Below are 16,191 nucleotides of genomic sequence, written 5' to 3' on the forward strand. Positions count from 1 at the left end.
GAAAAATCGGGTTACCTGTTTTATCCGGGCGGACAGGCCGAATACTTGCGTGTTCACTGATGAGCAGAAAAAGCCGCGAATCGCGGCTTTTTTTGTTCCAATTTTACCAACAGGTGATAGAATGGCAATAACGAATGGAAAAACAAGGTAGCCATGTTGCTTAAAGGTGGAGATGTCATGAAAGGATCGGTTTTGCTTACGGCATTTTTTCTGCTTGAGCTTGCCGCGTTTGTCGTGTTTGGTTATTGGGGTTATCAGCTGCAGTCCGATAAACCAATAAGCATTTTATTGGCTGTCGTAACTCCTCTTGTTCTCGCCGTTCTGTGGGGGATGTTTCTATCGCCGAAAGCAACCGTGGCCATCTTCTCTTACCCGGTAAGAACAGCGTTAAAGTTAGTCGTCTTTTTAGCAGCTTCTGGCGCATTATATTCAACCGGGCGCGAGAAGCTGGGTCTTGCATTTCTGATCGTATCCGTCATCCTTATTGCGGCAGTATTTCTTTTGGATCTGCATAGAGTGGATGCCACGAAGGGATAAGAACGCCTTACTGTTGGGGGAAAATGCCCGCCTGAGGCGCGTATGAGCGCGAAATACCTCACAATTAGTGAGGCATTACTGAGAAGGGCACTCCCCAATCCTCAAACCGTATGCACAACCTGGTCGATAATCCCGTATTCAAGCGCTTCCTGGGCGGAGAGGAAATAATCGCGGTCCATATCTTTCTCGATTTTTTCAAGCGGCTGGCCTGTACGGTCGGCAGCGATCCGATTCAACCGGGCTCTTGTATCTAGAATCCGCTTCGCGCTGATCGCGATATCGCTGGCTTGGCCTTGAGCGCCGCCATGCGGCTGGTGGATCATGACCTCGCTGCTAGGCAGAGCAAACCGTTTGCCTTTCGCCCCGCTTAGAAGCAGAATCGCTGCAAAGGAAGCGGCCATTCCTACGCAAATCGTATGGACCTCGGGTTTGATATACTGCATCGTATCATAGATCGCAAAGCCGGCGGTTGTTGAGCCACCGGGAGAGTTAATGTACAGGCTGATTTCTTTATCCGGATCCTCCGCCGCAAGAAATAAGAGCTGGGCAACAATACTGTTCGCGACCTGGTCATCGATGGCTGAGCCAAGGAAGACAATCCGGTCCTTCAACAGCCGGGAATAAATATCATAGGAACGTTCTCCTCGATTGGACTGTTCAACTACATAGGGGATAAAGCTGCTCATCGTAATCCCTCTTTCCTTTGTTTGATGTCTTACAATTCGGCAAACGAAAAGGGGATGCCAAAAGGTACGCTGAAAAATAAATTTGTTCACGAGTATCTTTTTCGAGACTTCACTCGTTTACTGAAATAAGGATGCGTATAATAGGAAGAGCGGAGGTGTCCGATATGACGGAAGCAACAATGGAAAAACAAAATATAGAAATGCATCGGCTGCAACAAGTGCTCGACCGCTATTGCCTGTCTTTAACCAAATCCCGGGTTGAAGCAGAAGATTTATCGCAGGAGACATGGGTTAAGGTCATGGATTCGGCGCAGCTTACGGAGCATGCCAATCCTGAAGCTTATTTGCTTCGAATTGCCCGTAATACCTGGATAGACCGGGTAAGACGGAAGACGACCCATGCACGGATGTTGGAATCCGTCCGAGGAACGGCGGTGCACTCTACCATGCCGGACGAGAGCCGAATCGGAACGGAATTAGTCATGCAGGCTCTTATGACTTTCCTGTCTCCGCTTCAGCGGACGGTCTTCCTGTTGAGGGACGTAATCGGGTACTCGGCTCAGGAGACGGCATTACGATTAGGACTAACACCTGGCGCGGTAAAAGCTGCTTTGCACCGAGCTCGTGCGGCTTTACCGCCGGTCAGGAAGGCTGTTCTAGAAGGTACGCTGCCTGTTCCGAACGACGAAGGGCTGCGTGAAGTCTTGCGAGCGCTTGCCATCGCCTATGAAGGCGGCGACCTCGAAGGAATGCTGACCCTTGTGCAGCAAGATGGGCTTGAGCCGGCCCCTGCAATTGCGGTTCTGCAAGGCAGAAGGCTGCGGGCAGCCTCGAATCAAGCTCGCCATGGCGGCTCCGTACCGTCAATGATGCTGGCCGCCTAATGAAATATTGAAGGAAAGTACGAAGAAGAGGGTGTCCCGTAAGTCATCAACATGACGATGGGATACCCTTTTCGTGTTCGGATTAAATAGCAACCTACGCATTGTACTGGGCGAGTGAAAGCCAGAACTCCAGTCTGACTTTGGGCAAACCTGCTCACCGTACGTTGGATTTACGCCAGTGAAATCAGGTTATAAAGGTGACTTGAAGGTGCTCCATTGGAGTTGCTGCTGGCCGGCATGATCCGCAAACGAATGCTCGCAGCTTCTAGATTAATGCGTTAGCACAGGCATAGGGGTTTGAATATGGTCCGCATAACAATTAGCTTCCCGCTCGAGCCATTCGTCTGTCGAAGCATCTACGGCATAACTTACGAAGGCAGGGAGATAAGTACCGCCGCATTTGGTAATGGTACGTTCGATCGGACGCAAGAGCTCGCTGATCGTGAACTGATTGTCTCCGCCGGAACGGTAAGAATTATCCGTTCCGCCGGTAGTCGTGGCGATAAGAAACTCTTTGCCAACCAGACGGTTACCCCCTGGGCCATATGCCCAGCCTGGTTTCATTACATCGTCGAACCATTTTTTCAATAATGGCGGACAGCTGTACCAGTAGAAGGGGAATTGCAGAACAATCCTGTCGTATTGCAGCAGTAGCGCTTGTTCCTTCTCCGTATCGATGTCCCAATCCGGATAGAGCTCATACAGCTTGTGAATATGAACATATTCGCGATTCTTGTTAAGCCCCTGCAATAAAGCTTTATTAGCTCGGGAGTTATTCAATTCGGGATGGGCAACGATAACCAGAATTTTCATGCGGATCTTCCTTTCAAATGAAGTATCCCCATTATTGAACAAGATGGCGAAGCTGAAAAGTACGCTCTTTTTCCGTACTTAGTACGGTTTACCGTACCATATTGCCGTTGCGAAAGGCTCTGTTATAATAAATACCATCTGAGAGCTATGCGGGACGGAGGAGAACAATGAATCACGAGCGCCACAGGCCTGCCTCCACGGAAGGAATAATTGCGACCCTTCAGGTCATAGGAGGGAAGTGGAAGCCGTTAATTTTGTTTATCTTGTTATACGAAGGTACGAAGAGGTTCGGGGAGCTAAGGCGGATGCTGCCGAATGTAACGCAAGGGATGCTGACCAACCAGCTTCGGGAGATGGAGAAGGATGGACTTATTGTCCGAAAAGCGTATCAGGAGGTCCCGCCCAAAGTGGAGTACCAATTATCCGAGCATGGCCATTCCCTTGGATCTGTCCTTACGGACATGTGCGGATGGGGCTTCAAGCATCTTGCCTTTATGAACAATGCCCTTAAAGAAGAAGAGCAGGAAAAGGAGCTCCCTTCCTATTTATCGCAAGCGGATACCTGAAGGTATCCGTTTTTTGTTTATAGGGAGGATATGCGGAAATTCGCGTGGAATTTATTGGATGGAGCATATGGCAAACATCAATTACACAACATAGAGGAGGATCAGCATTGAATGTTACGCATTCCGTGAGTAACCCTACCAGACTGAAAAATATTATCGTTTTTTCAGTGGCATGTCTGATTTGGTTGTTTATGGTTATCCACTATTGGAGGGATTATTCAAGTAGAGGCAGGACGGAAGTTCTTATTTTGAATTCGAACTCTATAATTTTCCTTATTTATTTCGCCCTCTTAATAGTAACCGTACTTAGAGCATTAAGGAAACCAACTGTGCTGTCCATAAATGAGAATATAATAATGGTAAATGGTCATGCCCTACCGGCTCAAGAGATAAAAGTAATCATGAAAATGGGCCATTTCAATTCTGTTATTGGCATTAAGCCAAAAGGGAAGAAAATAGTTCCCCTCCGTCTGTGCTTCCGTTTCGCTTCGAATGAAGATCAAGGTATAATGGATCTGAAAGAATGGGCAGCAGCTAACAACATAAAGATGGTCAATAAAGAGTTTATGTCTTGGTTATAAGGGTTAGAGTCGCTCGGGCAGCGGCTCTTTTTTGCTTCACTGACTCCCGCATCATTACTGAAAAATAAGCGGGGCGTCAGTGTGAGGAGGTTTTAATCATCTCCGGTTTGAGTTACGATATCTAATGGAGTCACTACCGATGGCAATCGCCATCCCATACGGAGGAACAAAAGTGGAAAACTTTGCATGCCTATATATCATTCGCGGTGAACCCTACAGGGCGGGAACCATCGTGAATTTGAATGAGGATGAAACGACGGTTGGCCGGTTATCCAATCAGTTGACTCCGGACGTAGCCTTTACCAATCCGTTTATTTCGCGTCAGCATATCGTCATTCGGAAAGAACTCGATAAAGCCGTGCTGTACGATAAAGGAAGCTTGCACGGAACGGAGATTAACGGCGAACGGGTGAAGCCGCATCGTCCGTATCCTTTGAACAATTTCGACATCATCAAACTGGCGAACGGGATGAGCGTGCTGCACTTTTCCTACGTATTCGCCGACCAGACGCTGGAGCTTGAACCGCTAAGCATGACGAGACAGCTGGAAATTCCGGGAATGCCGCTGACGGTTCATTGGGAGAAGAGAGAATGCGTGGTCGAAGGGCAGCGTATTCCGATGTCGGAAAAGGAGTATCTGCTGATTCGGCTTCTTCACGAGAACGCGAACCGGCTTGTGCCTCTTGAAGTCATTAAAGCTACGGTATGGCCTGAACGGCTTGCAGGAGAAGAAGGTATCCCGGATGTGTCGCTGGATGAACTAAATGCTTTGATCTACCGGGTACGCAAAAAATACGGCAAAGACACCTTCCTGATAAGCGCAGTGCGCGGCAGCGGCTACGTGCTCGAATCGGAGATCGTATCTTCCTGACGAAAGTAGGAGAATTCCTTCATGAAATATATACAGACAGAGTATTCAGGACAGCTAAACGGAAAAGTACATATTCCTGGAGCGAAGAACAGTTCTCTTGCGCTGCTTGCCGCAGCGTGTTTGGCGGATGATATCGTCACGCTTGAGGGAATTCCCCTCATCGATGATATAAGGATGATTGAGGGAATAAGCCAGGATATCGGAATGGAGCTGAAGCAAGAGGGAGGGCAAATGATTCTTGACCCCCGCTGGATTCATAGTGCCGTGATCGATCCGGGCAAGTCCTCTAGCTACCGGGCATCGTATTATTTTGCAGGTGCCTTGCTGGCCAAGTTCGGCAGAGTAACGATCGGATTCCCCGGAGGCGACAATTTCGTCTCGAGGCCGATTGATCAACATATTAAAGTGTTCCAGGCGCTGGGTGCCCAGGTACATATGTTCCAGGATTATTACGTTGTAGAAGGCACGGAGCTTAAAGGCGCGGATATTTACTTCGATATGGTCACATCGGGAGCAACGATTAACGCGATTCTGGCAGCTTCCCGGGCAAAAGGGCGGACGATCCTGCATAATGCGGCGGTGGATCCGGAGGTTGTGGATACGGCAGCTTTCCTGAACCGGCTTGGCGCGAAAATTTACGGAGCGGGAACGAATCGGATTCGCATTGAAGGCGTTTCTTACTTGAATGGAGGAAGACATACGGTAATTCCCGACCGGTTAATTGCCGGAGCTTTTCTGATGGCTGCAGGTATTAACGGAGGGCAGGTTACCGTTGAAGATGTCATTCCCGAACATCTCGGCTCCTGTCTCTCCAAGCTGGAAGAAGTAGGGCTCGATATCGAATGCGGCGAGAATCATATTACGGCTTACTGTTCCGGTCCATTAAGAGCAACGAGGATCCGCACAGGCATGTATCCTGGTTTTGCAACGGATTTACAGCAGCCCATGACGGCCCTTTTGCTGCAAGCGAAAGGCAAGAGCATCATTACGGAACGCGTTTACCCGATGCGGTTCGCCCATGTACCGCAGTTAAGGCGGCTTGGCGCGGATATCGAGCTGCGGAAGGAAAGCGCGTTTATCCGCGGCGGAAATCCGCTGCAAGGCGGCTGGGTGCACGCAACCGATGTGCGCGCCGGAACATGCTTGCTGTTGGCCGGTTTAGCGGCAGAGGGAAGCACCTATATGACTGGCGTTGAGCATATTGAACGCGGCTATGAAGACGTCATTGGCAGCTTCCGTGCAATCGGTGCGAAGCTTTCGATCCATGAACGACCAGATACGATGATTGCTGAAGACAGAATCCTGAGCTAATTAACAACAACGCAGAAGCCTCTAACGAATTCGAGTTAGAGGCTTTTTTAGTATAGGCTATAGACGAAGAGGAGTGGATTCCAATGGGTTCCCGAATGATGCATTATTGTATTACATCCGAAATCAATAAACATATTTATTCGTCGCAAGAATCCCGGATTCATCTGGGAGGTCTTGCACCAGACTTAACGCATCCCGTATTCGCACCTAAATCAGTCACCCATTTTGTTCAGATCGACAGTGAGGGCAAGAAGAGGACGGATTACGAGTTTTTTGCTGCGAAATACAAGGAGAACTTCGGAGATTCTTTTTATGTCGGCTATTTAAGCCATCTTGTAGCCGATCACATCTGGTACGAGACGATGTACACGAAACTGATCAAGGCACTCCCGGAGGAAGAGAGACAAGCGGCGATAGACAAGGGCTACCGTGATTTTAGAAGACTAAACAAACTATTGTTAGCCGATTACCCATTGTCTCCTCCCACGGAAACCCCTGCCATTGACAATGTTATGATCGACGGCTTGTATCCGGAGTATTTGCCGGTTATTACGCAGCAGCTTATTAACGACTTCCATATCGAAGAGTCCGTTACCCCAGACGATCTAGAGATCTATAGCTTGGACGCAATCCTGAAGTATATCCGGTTATCCATCGAGGAGACGCTCAACGTCCTCCGTACCAGATTTTTGATCCAACGATAAAGAAACCTAAGCCATACGGAAAATGAATGGAACGTCTTATGGCAGCTTTAAACTCTATAGGTTACATAATATATATTATGTAAATTTCTATTTTGATAAACGAAGTGCAATAAAAGGGAAGAGAGGGCTTTAGAAAAAAGGATTGACACGAGAACACCTGTTCTTTATTATATGAATGTATGTTTTTCCAATTCTTTGAAGGATAATCAGAAGTAATGGCTCGAAGAAATACTTATTAAAGGCATCCAAAATTCTAGACTATGCAACGAAACAATGTTATGTTACGATATCATTCGTAAGAAGCAATGGTTTACATCGGTTTTATATGGTTCGAAGAGGTTTTTATCCTATTCGAACGGAACATTGTTTCGACATGGTTGTGAAAAGAACTTATGTTAGAAGAAAGGTTGCGTGTAAATTGGCAGCAAACAAAAAGAGCAACGTAGGGATTGTTATCGCTGGTCTGTTGCTTAGCATTCTGATGGCGTCGATGGACAATACGATCGTCGCTACGGCGATGGGGAATATCGTCGCTGAATTAGGCGGACTCGACAAGTTCGTTTGGGTAACATCCGCTTATATGGTAGCGGAAATGGCAGGAATGCCGATCTTCGGCAAGCTGTCCGATATGTATGGCCGGAAGCGGTTCTTCCTGTTCGGCATTATTATGTTTATGGCGGGTTCCGTATTATGCGGAACAGCAGGTTCGATTACCGAGCTCGCTCTTTTCCGAGCGGTTCAGGGGATCGGGGCAGGGGCTATGATGCCTGTTGCCTTCACGATTATGTTTGACGCTGTGCCGCTGGAAAGCCGGGGAAAAATGGGCGGCATGTTCGGAGCGGTATTCGGGATGTCCTCGATCTTCGGACCGCTGATCGGTGCGTATATTACGGACAACTTTGCATGGGAATGGGTATTCTATATCAATCTCCCGCTTGGCATTATCGCGCTTTGCATGATTGGTTTCTTCTATAAGGAATCGATGGAGCACTCGAAACAGCCAATCGACTGGTATGGAGCGGCTACTTTAATTGGTGCCATTGTCTGCCTAATGTTCGCTCTTGAGCTTGGCGGCAAGACCTACGCATGGGACTCCGTTCAAATTCTTGGCATGTTTGCGGGCTTTGCCGTATTGGTTGTTACATTCTTGATTGTAGAGACAAAGGTTCAAGAGCCTATCATCTCGTATGCGCTCTTTAAGAACCGCCTGTATTCAACCAGTATCTTAAGCGCTTTGTTCAGCGGCGCAGCGTTTATTGTCGCTTCCGTGTTTATCCCGATCTTTATCCAAGGGGTGCTCGGCGGTTCGGCAACCAACTCCGGTCTTGTTCTGCTGCCGATGATGCTTGGCACGGTGGTAACGGCTACGTCCGGCGGTTTCTTGATGACCAAGATGCCATACCGCAATATTATGGTGGCGACGTTTATTATCCTGGTAATCGGCTCGATCCTGACGACTACGCTAACAGCAGATTCATCCCGATTTATCGTAACCATCTATATGATTCTGATTGGTCTTGGCATTGGCGCATCCTTCTCGGTACTCGGCAATACGGCCATTCATGGCTTGCCCGCAAGACAACGGGGGACAGCAAGCTCAACGCTTAACTTCATCAGATCGCTTGGAATGACAATCGGCATCACGATTTACGGAATTGTGCAGAGTAATCTGTTTACAAGCAAAATGACCGATGCGTTTGCAGCGGGAGGGCAAGCCGCTCCTGAAGGCAACATGCAATTCAAAGATCCTCGAGAGATTCTGGCACCGGAAGCGCGTGACCAAATTCCGCCTGAGGTACTGGACAAAATCGTCCACTCCTTGGCCGGTTCGATCGTAGGAACTTTTGCGTGGGCGATCATTCCGGCTATACTCGCCTTGCTTGTTTCGTTCTTTATGGGCCGCAGTAAACTTGATCCTAATGCAGACATGGAACAGCAAAGCTATGGCGGACATTAATTTATAGTTTGAGAAGAGGGTAGTCGCATAGGCGGCTGCCTTTTTTGGTCTTCCGTTTTTAACCAATCTGGTTAACATAAAATATATTACGTAATCTAAAAAAAGCTAACCTGCGATTATGCGCTGCGGATGGAGTTAAATAAGCCATATGAGCGCCTTTTACTCTAATTATATGCTATAATTAAGTGCGCAAAATCAGAGTTTTGCGCACTTTCATTTGAGAGCCATTTTGTTATACATAAGGTAGGGGAATACGCGTTGAAAAAGCAGCATGAATTGGAAGAGTTGTACGGTAAGCTCATTCAAGCCTTTCGCATTTGGATGAAGCAAGCCGGATATACGGATACCACGCAAAAAGAATATATGAGGGAAGCTTACGGCTATTTGGAATCCCTCGAAGGGGCAGCCGCCGAACAAGCCGGGAAGATGCATGTCATTTCGTTTCTTATATCGAAGCAGCGAGGGGCAGGAGACCGTGCGAGAAACCGGACCTTATCGGCAATCCGTTCTTTCTATACGGCGCTGATTGATTTCGAGATGGCTGTTCGTAATCCGGCAATGGAAGTGAAGAAGTCTAAGACAGAGAAAAACAAGAAGCCGGTCTATCTGGAGGAGGATGAACTCGCAGCGAGTTTATCCTGTATAGAAGGGAGATACCGCTCCCGTAATATAGCCATTTTTCTGCTGATGAGTTACTGCGGTCTTCGGGTTGGCGAGGTTCACCGTTTGAACCGGAGCGATTTTAACCCTGTGAGAGGAACGATTGAGGTATTTGGTAAAGGGCGGAAGTGGAATGAGATTCCGGTGCCGGAAGAGCTCGCTGCCATTCTTACCGAAGTTACGCAGGACCGCATCACGCCATATAAAGAGCAGGAGGATGCTTTCTTCGTCTCGCAGAAGGGAAGGAGGCTGTCGATTCGGCAAATTCAGAAGATTGCCGGGCAAACCTTTGAAGCATTCAAAAGCATTTATCCCCGAGCGGCGAATAAAAAGCTCTCCTGCCATAAATTACGCCATACCTTTGCTACGATTCTGCTGAAAAATGGAGTAGATATCCGTGTCGTCAAGGAGCTGCTTGGACATGCCTCTATCGAAACAACGATGATCTACACCCACGTGAATGACGATCAGAAGAAGGAAGCGATGGCAACGATCCGACTGCCGGTAAACCTTTAGCTTTGCAGCTGCGGTACTCGTGTGGCGTGGTTTTGCCAGTAGTTCATTACGTCTTTTGTCGTTGCGGCCATGCCGAAATAAGTATCCACGGTTTTCACCGTCATGTCATGCTCTTCTTGAGAAAAAGCAGCGCATGCATCTTTCATAAGAATGATGTGATAATCCCTCATAAACCCGTCTCTAGCGGTGGATTCGACACAAAGATTTGTGCTTACGCCCGTCATGATCAATGTTTCGATCTTTAACGTTTGCAGGACGGATTCCAGTCTGGTATGAATAAACCCGCTGTAACGGTGCTTTTTTACAATAATGTCTTGCTCGGTCGGGGACACATTGAAGAACTCTGCCCCCCAGCTGCCGGTATGGCAAATCGGGTTCACGCCATCCTTGAAACGGGAAACCCAAACCTCGGAGTCTGTAGCTTTTTCGTGATTAGTCTGCAGGAAAATAACGGGGACACCATGCTCCCGGGCAGAGTCCAATAGAGCTTGCAAGTCGGGAATCATTTTGCCTGCGGCGCTCACGTCAATACCGGTTTTTGCGATCGCTCCTTTAGGGTGACAGTAGTCATTCTGGACATCAACGACAATAACCGCAGTATTTTTCTGATCAAGTCTTTGCTTTAATTTATCCATTGCTTCGCACCTGCTTATCTTTTTTTGGATAAATTAGTTTTCCGGGGAAAGATTGTTTTTATCCATACGCTTTACAGTCGAGCAGACGACAAAGAGCCGCTAATTTGCGGCTCTTTGTCTATTAAGAACGGAAATTCCGGGAATAATAACCTTCAGTCTAGCCGTCTATAGGGGGAACCATATGAATTTACAATCGGGTACATATTACTGGCCAACAACCTTGCCGGATGCTCCGTCATATCCTGCTATACAAGAGGATACCGAATGCGATGTTGCGATTATCGGGGGAGGAAGCTCAGCGGCACAGTGCGCTTATTATTTCGCTGAACGGGAATTAAAAACGGTTGTGCTGGAAAAGGGGAAAATTGGCGCAGGAAGCACAAGCACCAATACGGCCATTATTCAATATTCAGGGGAGAGGATGTTTACCTCGCTCATTAACACCTTCGGAGAAAAATACATCGCAAAGCATTTGAAGCTGTTGAAACAAGCGATTGACGATATTGAAACAGCCTCCCGGCGCGTAGAAATGGATTTTGAATTCCGCCGACGCGATACGCTTTATTCCGCGAGCTGTCCCGAGGATGTTGAACGCTTGCGTCTTGAATACGAATTCATCAAGAATCATGGCATGGAAATAGAATTTTGGTCGAAAGAAAAGATTGAAGCCCATTATCCGTTCAGCAGGGAAGCGGCTATTTACTCTTACCGGGACGGTGAACTGAATCCGTATAAATTCACTCATGCCTTATTCCAAAATGCTGCGAAACAGGGAGTTATGGTTTATGAGCATTCGGAAATGAACGGTCATCACTATGACGGAGATCTTCAACGCATGATTATTACCACCAAGAACGGCTATAAGGTTAAAGCGCGTTATGTTATTTTTGCTGCGGGATACGAGAATATGGACATTCGCAAAGAGAAGCAAGCATCCTTCGTAAGCACTTATACGGTAACGACGCAGCCGGTAGCCGATTTCTCAACCTGGCATAACCGAACGTTGCTTTGGGAGACGGCACGACCTTATATCTATATCCGTACAACAGCAGATAATCGCGTAATTATAGGCGGTCTCGACGAAAATACGATGTATCCGGACGACAGGGACAGCAAGCTGATTCATAAAACTTCCTTGTTGCTCGAGGAGTTTAACCGCAGGTTCCCGGATATTCCCGTTGAATCTGCTTATTCCTGCGCGGCATTTTATGGCGGGATGGTGGATGGTCTCCCTATCATAGGGAAATACGATGAATTCCCCAACAGCTACTTCCTGCTTGCTTATGGCGATAACGGGGCGGTATACAGCCAGCTTTTATCCAAAATCATCACACAGGAAATTGCGGAAGGATATAGCCCGGATTTGGCACACTATTTGCAAGATCGACCGCTTCTTAGTTAATAGTCCTAAAAAACAGAACTTTTCTTAATCGTAATATTGACGATTAAGAAAAGTTCTGTTATTGTTGCTTATACGTAATGATTACGTTCAACGCAAGAGGTTGAACTTTTTATTTCGATTATAATCGTAATAATTACGGAATATGACGCTTGAGTGTGTTTGGATACATAGAAAGGATGATGATTTTGCTGCTTGCCTCTCTTCAGGACGTAACTTTTGGGTATGGAGATGTTCCTTGTCTGGAAATGGCGAACATCGAGATTCACTCGGGAGAATTTATTGCGGTTACCGGCCAGAACGGTGCCTCCAAATCCACCTTGCTTAAGCTTGCTTTGCAGCTGCTCAAGCCTTGGCAAGGGAATGTGAACTTATCCCCGATGAACGCTGACGGCGACAAGCTTGTTGTGGCGTACGTCCCGCAGCAAATAGCCGCATTTAACAGCGGATTTCCTAGTCAAGTTATCGAGTTTGTACGCTCCGGCCTTTACTCGCAAAGCCGCAATTGGCTTAGAAGGATAAGGCCGGAGGCTAAACAAGCCGCGGAAAAAGCGATGAGAAGCATGGGCGTATGGGAGCTTCGGAATCGCCGGATTGGAGAGCTCTCGGGTGGGCAGAAGCAACGAATTTGTATCGCCAGGGCGCTGGCTATGTCGCCTGATTTGTATGTTCTGGATGAGCCGACAACCGGTATGGATAAAGAAAGCCGCAAAGATTTTTACCAGCTTATGCGGGAGCAAATCGATCAATATGGCAGGACGGTCGTCATTGTGACTCATAACCTGTCTGAGTTGGACGGTATGCTGGACAGGATCATATCACTTGAGAGAAGAGAGGAGGGAGGCTGGAAATGCTGCACTACGACTTCATGCAGCGGGCATTTTTCGCCGGCGGAATCATTGCATTAATGGCTTCGGCGCTTGGCGTTTATTTGCTCCTGAGAAGGCAGGCCTTAATGGCCGATATGCTCTCGCATGTATCTTTGGCGGGAGTTGCTGCAGGTACATACCTTGGGATCAATCCATCCCTATCGGGGTTTATCGTAGCTGTCATTGGCGCTATTGCGGTGGAATACGTCCGTAAAGCCTATAAAACGTATAGCGAGCTTTCCGTTGCCATTATTATGGTCGGCGGTCTATCTTTGTCTGTCATTCTAATGACGATGAATAAGACGGTAAACAAAAGCTTCTCCTCTTATTTGTTTGGCTCCGTAGTCGCCGTCAACCGGATGGAGCTTATGATCATGCTCGCAGCCGCACTAATTGGCGCTTTGTTTTTTTTCTTGCTGCGAAGACCGCTCTATATTGTTTCCTTCGACGAAGAATCGGCCAGAACAAGCGGAATTCCCGTTCAGTGGATTTCCTTTGGATTCAGCATCGTTACAGGCATGATCGTAGCCGCAGCAATGCCGATTGTAGGCGTATTGCTCGTGTCGGCGCTTATCATATTACCGGCTGCTCTGTCCGTCCGAATCTCTTCAAGCTTCACTGCGGCGATACTTGTGTCGATGGGCATCGGCCTAACCGGGACGTTTACGGGCTTAACCGCGTCCTACGAGCTAAGTACGCCGCCCGGAGGCACCATTGCTTTTGTACTTTTGCTGTTTTTAGTAGCAGGTTTGGGCTTGAAAAAGCTGATGACGCTTGGATCCAAGAGATCCAGCATGGTTATTCGTCCGGAGCTGCCCGTATCCCGCCGCCAAAGAGCCGCCGCGGATACCGAGAATTGGTCTTAGTCCTAATGTCCATGAGATTAGGCAGAGATATAAATCAAATGTGGAGGTACGTTTTATTATGAAATCCTGGTTGAGAAAATCGATTGTGCTTGGTACTGGATTATCTTTAATCCTGGCAGGGTGCGGCAATCAAGCGAAAGAGGCAGCAAGTACAGAAGGCAAGCTGAAGGTGGTTACAACCTTTTACCCGATGTATGAGTTCAGCAAGCAGGTTGCAGGCGACCATGCGGAAGTTGTTGCCCTAATCCCTTCCGGAGCCGAGCCGCATGACTGGGAACCAAGCGCAAAAGATATGGCCGCCATTAAAAATGCGGATGTGTTTGTCTATAACGGGATCGTTGAAGGCTGGGCCGACAGCGCTTTATCCAGTGCAGCGAACGAGCAGCGTGTAGTCGTGGAGGCAAGCAAAGGCATATCCTTGATGGAAGGAGAAGAGCATGACCATGAGCATGGCGAAGAAGAGGAGCATTCTCATGAGGAGGAGACGCATCTGGATCCCCATGTTTGGCTTGATCCGGTACTTGCCCAGCAGGAGGTAAGGGCGATTCAGGCTGCATTGGAGCAGGCGGATCCTGGCAACAAAGAGGATTATAAGAAGAATGCGGATCAATATATCGCGAAGTTGCAAGAGCTGGATCTTTCTTTCAAGGAGGCCTTGACTAACGCCAAGCATAAAGAGTTTGTAACTCAACATGCGGCATTTGGTTATTTGGCGAAGCAATACGGACTCACTCAAGTTCCAATTGCCGGACTATCGCCGGAGCAAGAGCCTTCTCCGGGCGAGATGGCGGAGGTTGTTAAATTCGCGAAGGAGCATCAGGTTCAGACGATTTTCTTCGAAACGCTGGTTGATCCAAAGGTCGCTCAAGTTGTTGCAGACGAGATTGGCGCGGCAACGGCCGTGCTTAACCCGCTGGAAGGGCTGACCGTGGAAGACATTAAGAATAACCTGGATTACATCGGCGTCATGACCAATAATCTTGAAGCATTAAAGAAAGCGCTCAACGTATAGTTCGAAGAAGAAAAGGCAGACACGCTGGGAAGAAGCCCGGCTTTTTCTACCACCATTAATCGTAATGATTACAGAAAAGGAGATGAAGATATGAATAAAATACCGGTCACCGTGCTAAGCGGCTATTTGGGCGCAGGCAAAACCACGGTCCTCAATCATGTTCTGAATAACCGGCAAGGCATGAAGGTTGCGGTTATCGTGAACGATTTAAGCGAGGTAAACATTGATGCAGGACTTATCAAAGAGGGAGGCGGTCTTTCGCGTACTGACGAGAAGCTCGTGGAAATGTCGAATGGCTGTATCTGCTGTACGCTCCGGGAGGATTTGCTCCGCGAGGTGGAGCGATTAGCATTGGATGGACGATTCGATTACATATTAATTGAGTCGACCGGCGTAGGCGAGCCTGTTCCTGTCGCCCAGACCTTTACTTATATCGATGAAGAGCAAGGAATCGATTTATCCCGTTTTTGCCAGCTTGATTGCATGGTAACGGTTGTGGACGCTAACCGGTTTTGGCATGATTTCTCCTCCGGCGAGTCGCTGCTCGCACGCAGTCAGGCTGTAGGAGATGACGATACGCGGGAAGTCGTGGATCTGCTGATCGACCAGATCGAATTCTGCGATGTATTGCTGCTTAACAAGTGCGACATGATCGAAGAGGATGAGCTAGTTGAATTGGAAGGCGTGCTAAGAAAGCTGCAGCCTCGTGCCAAGCTGATTCGAACCGTTAATGGCCAAGTTAATCCGGCAGAGATTTTAAATACAGGTTTATTCGACTTTGATGAAGCAAGCCAGTCGGCCGGCTGGGTGAAGGAGTTATCGAAGCCGGAGCATACTCCTGAAACGGAGGAGTACGGAATTTCATCCTTTGTCTATGAGCGCGTTAAGCCGTTTCATCCCGGAAGATTGAAGAAATGGCTGGAAAATTGGCCGGAGGAGGTAGTGCGGGCCAAAGGGGTCATGTGGGTCGCTTCCAGGAACAACATCGGTCAAAATATAAGCCAGGCAGGCCCGTCCATTCAATTTGGTCCGTCCGGTTATTGGATTGCAACGCTTCCTCAAGCGGAACAGGAAATGTACCTCCGGGAGTATCCTGAGCTGCGTGACAGCTGGTCTCCACAGTATGGGGATCGGATCAATAAAGTCGTGTTTATCGGTATAAAGATGGACCGGGAATCCATCAATGAAACATTAGACAAATGTCTCTTAACGGAGTCCGAGATGCTGGAAGACTGGTCTCGATTCAAAGATACGCTGCCGGATATTCATTAGATTAGGAGGAAGCCAACCATTATCGATAATGGTTGGCTTTTTTACGGAAGGA

The 16,191-nt window shown here is 48.0% G+C and carries 17 protein-coding genes; 14 read left to right on the forward strand and 3 right to left on the reverse strand.

Annotated elements, in window-relative coordinates:
- Nucleotides 1-177 precede the first annotated feature (177 nt).
- Nucleotides 178-537, forward strand: coding sequence for a YrdB family protein (locus WFK81_RS06855; protein ID WP_336785713.1), 360 nt, complete (start codon nucleotides 178-180; stop codon nucleotides 535-537).
- Between the two features lie 101 nt (nucleotides 538-638).
- Here WFK81_RS06855 and clpP read toward each other — a convergent pair whose 3' ends face one another.
- A complete protein-coding gene (gene clpP, locus WFK81_RS06860; protein ID WP_336785714.1) occupies nucleotides 639-1,223 on the reverse strand; it encodes an ATP-dependent Clp endopeptidase proteolytic subunit ClpP in 585 nt (194 codons plus the stop codon).
- Nucleotides 1,224-1,387: 164 nt separating this feature from the next.
- Between clpP and WFK81_RS06865 the strand changes: the two genes are divergently transcribed.
- Nucleotides 1,388-2,107, forward strand: coding sequence for an RNA polymerase sigma factor (locus WFK81_RS06865; RefSeq protein ID WP_336785715.1), 720 nt, complete (start codon nucleotides 1,388-1,390; stop codon nucleotides 2,105-2,107).
- 270 nt (nucleotides 2,108-2,377) lie between these two features.
- Here the strand turns inward: WFK81_RS06865 and WFK81_RS06870 are convergent, their stop codons facing one another.
- A complete protein-coding gene (locus tag WFK81_RS06870; RefSeq protein WP_336785716.1) occupies nucleotides 2,378-2,920 on the reverse strand; it encodes an NAD(P)H-dependent oxidoreductase in 543 nt (180 codons plus the stop codon).
- Nucleotides 2,921-3,087: 167 nt separating this feature from the next.
- Between WFK81_RS06870 and WFK81_RS06875 the strand changes: the two genes are divergently transcribed.
- The 7 genes from WFK81_RS06875 to WFK81_RS06905 all read left to right on the forward strand — a co-directional run bounded on the left by WFK81_RS06875 (nucleotide 3,088) and on the right by WFK81_RS06905 (nucleotide 10,086).
- Nucleotides 3,088-3,486: a winged helix-turn-helix transcriptional regulator gene (locus WFK81_RS06875; RefSeq protein ID WP_336785717.1), complete on the forward strand. Its 399-nt coding sequence runs from the start codon at nucleotides 3,088-3,090 to the stop codon at nucleotides 3,484-3,486.
- Between the two features lie 356 nt (nucleotides 3,487-3,842).
- On the forward strand, nucleotides 3,843-4,067 hold the full coding sequence (locus tag WFK81_RS06880) for a hypothetical protein (protein ID WP_336785718.1): 225 nt from the start codon (nucleotides 3,843-3,845) through the stop codon (nucleotides 4,065-4,067).
- 139 nt (nucleotides 4,068-4,206) lie between these two features.
- Entirely contained in the window at nucleotides 4,207-4,938 is a 732-nt protein-coding gene (locus WFK81_RS06885) for an FHA domain-containing protein (protein ID WP_336785719.1), read from the forward strand.
- Between the two features lie 21 nt (nucleotides 4,939-4,959).
- Complete coding sequence (gene murA / locus WFK81_RS06890) at nucleotides 4,960-6,249, forward strand: UDP-N-acetylglucosamine 1-carboxyvinyltransferase (RefSeq protein WP_336785720.1); 1,290 nt, start codon at nucleotides 4,960-4,962, stop codon at nucleotides 6,247-6,249.
- Nucleotides 6,250-6,332: 83 nt separating this feature from the next.
- Complete coding sequence (locus tag WFK81_RS06895) at nucleotides 6,333-6,953, forward strand: hypothetical protein (protein ID WP_336785721.1); 621 nt, start codon at nucleotides 6,333-6,335, stop codon at nucleotides 6,951-6,953.
- A gap of 373 nt (nucleotides 6,954-7,326) precedes the next feature.
- The gene (locus tag WFK81_RS06900; RefSeq protein WP_336785722.1) at nucleotides 7,327-8,910 is read left to right on the forward strand and encodes an MDR family MFS transporter; all 1,584 of its coding nucleotides are present in this window, start codon (nucleotides 7,327-7,329) and stop codon (nucleotides 8,908-8,910) included.
- A gap of 258 nt (nucleotides 8,911-9,168) precedes the next feature.
- Nucleotides 9,169-10,086, forward strand: a complete 918-nt coding sequence (locus WFK81_RS06905; protein ID WP_336785723.1) for a tyrosine-type recombinase/integrase — start codon at nucleotides 9,169-9,171, stop codon at nucleotides 10,084-10,086.
- Here the strand turns inward: WFK81_RS06905 and WFK81_RS06910 are convergent.
- Complete coding sequence (locus WFK81_RS06910; RefSeq protein ID WP_336785724.1) at nucleotides 10,083-10,721, reverse strand: cysteine hydrolase family protein; 639 nt, start codon at nucleotides 10,719-10,721, stop codon at nucleotides 10,083-10,085. The two genes, WFK81_RS06905 and WFK81_RS06910, sit on opposite strands and share 4 nt — an antisense overlap.
- A 181-nt stretch (nucleotides 10,722-10,902) precedes the next feature.
- Between WFK81_RS06910 and WFK81_RS06915 the strand changes: the two genes are divergently transcribed.
- The 5 genes from WFK81_RS06915 to WFK81_RS06935 all read left to right on the forward strand — a co-directional run bounded on the left by WFK81_RS06915 (nucleotide 10,903) and on the right by WFK81_RS06935 (nucleotide 16,139).
- Nucleotides 10,903-12,123, forward strand: a complete 1,221-nt coding sequence (locus WFK81_RS06915) for an NAD(P)/FAD-dependent oxidoreductase (RefSeq protein WP_336785725.1) — start codon at nucleotides 10,903-10,905, stop codon at nucleotides 12,121-12,123.
- 185 nt (nucleotides 12,124-12,308) lie between these two features.
- The gene (locus WFK81_RS06920; protein WP_336786431.1) at nucleotides 12,309-13,028 is read left to right on the forward strand and encodes a metal ABC transporter ATP-binding protein; all 720 of its coding nucleotides are present in this window, start codon (nucleotides 12,309-12,311) and stop codon (nucleotides 13,026-13,028) included.
- Nucleotides 12,965-13,855, forward strand: a complete 891-nt coding sequence (locus WFK81_RS06925) for a metal ABC transporter permease (RefSeq protein ID WP_336786432.1) — start codon at nucleotides 12,965-12,967, stop codon at nucleotides 13,853-13,855. Before WFK81_RS06920 ends, WFK81_RS06925 begins: the two co-directional genes overlap by 64 nt.
- A gap of 58 nt (nucleotides 13,856-13,913) precedes the next feature.
- A complete protein-coding gene (locus tag WFK81_RS06930; protein ID WP_336785726.1) occupies nucleotides 13,914-14,867 on the forward strand; it encodes a metal ABC transporter substrate-binding protein in 954 nt (317 codons plus the stop codon).
- 90 nt (nucleotides 14,868-14,957) lie between these two features.
- A complete protein-coding gene (locus tag WFK81_RS06935; protein WP_336785727.1) occupies nucleotides 14,958-16,139 on the forward strand; it encodes a GTP-binding protein in 1,182 nt (393 codons plus the stop codon).
- Nucleotides 16,140-16,191: the final 52 nt, after the last annotated feature.

This window comes from Paenibacillus sp. MMO-177 (assembly GCF_037147795.1).
Taxonomy (GTDB): Bacteria; Bacillota; Bacilli; order Paenibacillales; family Paenibacillaceae; genus Pristimantibacillus.